This is a genomic window from Winogradskyella sp. ECml5-4 (assembly GCF_036903175.1).
Classification (GTDB): domain Bacteria; phylum Bacteroidota; class Bacteroidia; order Flavobacteriales; family Flavobacteriaceae; genus Winogradskyella; species Winogradskyella damuponensis.
The window spans coordinates 1-3,534 of record NZ_JAYJLF010000038.1; the positions used below are offsets into that span (position 1 = coordinate 1).

Annotated in this window: 5 protein-coding genes; all 5 read right to left on the minus strand. The window is 31.0% G+C overall.

What is annotated here, in order from left to right; all coding sequences use genetic code 11:
- Window positions 1–404: 404 nt before the first annotated feature.
- Entirely contained in the window at window positions 405–641 is a 237-nt protein-coding gene (locus VDP25_RS17325; protein WP_334471845.1) for a hypothetical protein, read from the minus strand.
- The gene (locus tag VDP25_RS17330; RefSeq protein WP_334471847.1) at window positions 614–1,048 is read right to left on the minus strand and encodes an SMI1/KNR4 family protein; all 435 of its coding nucleotides are present in this window, start codon (window positions 1,046–1,048) and stop codon (window positions 614–616) included. Before VDP25_RS17330 ends, VDP25_RS17325 begins: the two co-directional genes overlap by 28 nt.
- 163 nt (window positions 1,049–1,211) lie before the next feature.
- Window positions 1,212–1,868: an EndoU domain-containing protein gene (locus tag VDP25_RS17335; protein WP_334471849.1), complete on the minus strand. Its 657-nt coding sequence runs from the start codon at window positions 1,866–1,868 to the stop codon at window positions 1,212–1,214.
- Window positions 1,869–2,141: 273 nt separating this feature from the next.
- Entirely contained in the window at window positions 2,142–2,771 is a 630-nt protein-coding gene (locus VDP25_RS17340; RefSeq protein WP_334471851.1) for a hypothetical protein, read from the minus strand.
- Between the two features lie 134 nt (window positions 2,772–2,905).
- Window positions 2,906–3,355 (minus strand): HAD family hydrolase, encoded by a 450-nt coding sequence (locus VDP25_RS17345; protein ID WP_334471853.1) that lies wholly within the window; start codon window positions 3,353–3,355, stop codon window positions 2,906–2,908.
- Between the last annotated feature and the right edge of the window lie 179 nt (window positions 3,356–3,534).

The following is a 3,534-nucleotide window of genomic DNA, read 5'->3' on the forward strand; positions in this document are numbered from 1 at the left end:
TGGCTGTAAATCAGTTCTCAATTCCGTTTTGTTTTGGCAGTTAAATAAAATAATTGACATTAAAGTCAGTAAGTAAATTTTTCTCAATGTTCTTATTTTCAAATGTGTGGCAACGTGTTTGTGTATGGTTAGTTGCGTGGTTTAGCAACTAAGTTAACAAACTTTTACGGACCTGTGAATATTCCGCAGGAATATTCGCAAGTAGGGAAGAACCTAGCAATTAATTATACACGGTGTTGTGCATAGTTTTTTATTTCGTTTTGATATAATAAATTTCTTTTAATTGTCCATTATATAAACCTAGATGTCCAGTTTTTCCAGCTTTATAAAGTCCGATTATTTCGACTTTTTTTCCATTTATTCTTTTCCATACGCTATCTAATTCGGTTGCTGGTTTGAATGAATTAATCCAAATTTTTTCTGCTTTTGAAAAAAATTCCTTTGTTTTCTAAATCGAGATGTAATTCGCCTACGATTTTTAGAGTGTCATTGTCAAATTCCGTTGGATTTTGCATTAAATCACTAATGTTCGTCAGTTTAATTTTTTTTGAAAGTTCTGTATTTCCAAATTCGATTTTATTTGAATTACAAGAGATTATTAGTCCAATAAAGATTAAAATTTTGATTTTATTTTTTCCCATAATGAACTTTCTTTAGTATTAAGCTTATTAACCGATTCAGCTATTTTTTCTACTTTTCTTGTTTCGTGATTCCAGAAATATAGTTGGTCAGTCAGATTTCCATTTCCGTTATGAGTCAAGATTAATTTATTTCCAAATCCGTCCGCACCAATAGCGATTCCATTTTCAGGAAATCCATTCCATTCACGAGCATTTTTTGTTTCAAGTCCGATGTGATTGCAAGTCCGACTTATCCGTTTTCGGTCAGATTTATCAAAGAAAGGATGTAGTTCAAATTCAAATTCGCTGGAAATCAATAATTCTCCACCATTTAATTTAATCATTCGATTTTTGAATTCAGTCGGAAATTTTACATTTAATTCCGATTCAGTTTCTCCTATGTATTTTTCGTCAACTGGAAATGGCATTTCGAGGTTTTGTTAAATTATGCACAACGTGTTTGTATATGGTTTGTTGCGTGGTTAAGCATGTAATTTAGCAAATAAAAACCGAATAGAAAATCCGCGAGGATTTTCGTAAGTAGGCTAGAACTAGCAATAAATTATATACGGTGTTAGCAACTGATATTTTTTAAATTAAAGGATAAAGTGATTTTAATTTTCCGTTTCTTATAATAATTTCGACTTCTATTTTTGATTTAGTTGTAGATTTTACTTTACTATTGATTAAATCCTTTTCATTTAGTTTGTCAAATGCGAATTTACATTCCATAAGTAATGTTGCTAAATTCCAATCCTTTGGGAAAAATGTGCTTGCTGCTCTTTTTTCAATCCATTTTTTTGTCTTAACATCATAAAATTCAAATTTTGCTTTAAACACTCGAGTATTTTCATTTCTTTCAATAATCTCCAATATTCTGACTTTTTCTGGGTCGAAAAAATGAATACCTGTTAAGTCTCCCTTTTTTATTCGTCCGATTGTTGCGTGAATAAATCCGTCAACTACTTCTGGTTTAAATTCAGTTCCTCTAGGTGTTGCTATTAATTTTTCAGATGTTATTATATTCTTTTCCTCTACGATTTGTTGAGCTCTTTTTGGGTTGGTAGTTTTCAGTAATTTTAATATTGGTGAATATCTTTTCAATGCTCGTAATGATTTAAAAGGTCCATTTCCATCTGAAAAGTCAATTGGAAAATGATTCGGTATACGAACGATAAAAGTTCCCTCTTTAAGCTTCTGTTTGTCTGTGGAAAATCCATTCCGAAGTATGTAGTAATGGTATTCCATATTTGTTGCTAACGTGTTTGTGTATGGTTAGTTGCGTGGTTAAGCGACTAAGTTAGCAAACATTTACGAACCCGTGAATATTCCGCAGGAATATTCGCAAGTAGGCTCAATGAAGCAATTAATTATACACGGTGTTCTACGCAGTTTTTTTCCACAAATTATTCAGCGACTTTTTTACTTTTCCTTTAATTTCATAAAAATATGCTTTATTTCCTTTTATAATTACTTTTTTATTTCTCGGCATTCTTTCCTTGTCGATAGGAATTACAATATCTATTTCGTAATAGTCAGAATGTTTTTTTTAGTTCGCAGTTCGATAAAATCTGTAAATCCGTAAGTATAAATTCCGAATTTCTCAATATCTTTTTTTGCTATTCTAAACGTATTTGTTGAATCTAAATTCACTCTGTTTCTTAATCGAGGTGCCCAAGCGCAACTTCCTTCTTTTAGCCATTCTCTTGTCAAATGCTTGTATTTTCTCCTTTTATTAAAGTAAAGAGTTAGTATTTCAAATTCCGTTTTTTGTTTTTCAATCAAGTTTTGTTTTTCGTAAAGTTCAACATAATGGTTGACCTTAATTTTAATCGAGTCTTTAAGTCCAATTTGCTTTTCAGTTATATTCACAGTTGGCTCTCGTCTTTTTAAGTGTGGATTTAAAATAACTTCTCCATCTTTTAAAATCCATTTTCCTTCGTTTGTGTAATTTTTAAAGGTCTGTGGATAAACATAATCAGTTGTTCTTAATTTAAAAGTTCCGTTTGCTTTTAATTCCAATTCGGTTATTAATGCTTCTCCATTTGGCATCCAGTCTCCGTATTTCCCGATATATTTAGAAATGTCATTTTGTGCCTGAACATTTATTGTCAGTAAAAATATTGTTAATATGTAAAATGTTTTTTTCAAATTGCGTAGAACGGTTTTGTGTATGGTTAGTTGCGTGGTTAAGCAACTAAGTTAGCAAACTTTAACGAACCCGTGAAAATTCCGCAGGAATTTTCGCAAGTAGGCTAGAACCAAGCAATTAATTATACACGGTGTTACCCAACGTTTTTTATTCCGCTTTTTATTTTTTCAATCCAATTTTTATCAGTCGGTTCAACAATAATTGCTTTAAAATTTAATCTTTCATTCTCGATTCCAACACCTTTTAAATCGTCAATATGTAAGTCAAAATCAAATGCTGGTGGAAACTTGGATGAGTTAATATTCCGAGATTTTAAAACTTTTCGATTTTCTTTTTCGTTTACAATTCGGCTTACTTTTATTCCGTAATATTTTAAAGTCAATCGTATTTTTCTTTTAGTTCTAAATGATGTTGTATAAATATGAATTTCGTGACCTTGGTTTTGTAAATAGGAAATCAATTCACGAGTACCTTTTCGCATTTCTTCAATTCCGAACAGTTTTGCAATTCCGTTTCTGTTTTCAGTTTCAAATTCCTTTCCGTTCGGAATTAATGTGCTGTCAAGGTCAAAACTTATATTCATTTATTTATGTTCCAATATTATTTTCGGTTCGATTATCGTGATTTTTGGCAAATGTTGGGTAACGGTTTTGTATATGATACGTTGCGTGTGTAAGCAACTAATTTAGCAAATAAAAACCGAATAGAATATTCCGCAGGAATATTCGTAAGTAGGCTAGAACTAGCAATGGATTATATACT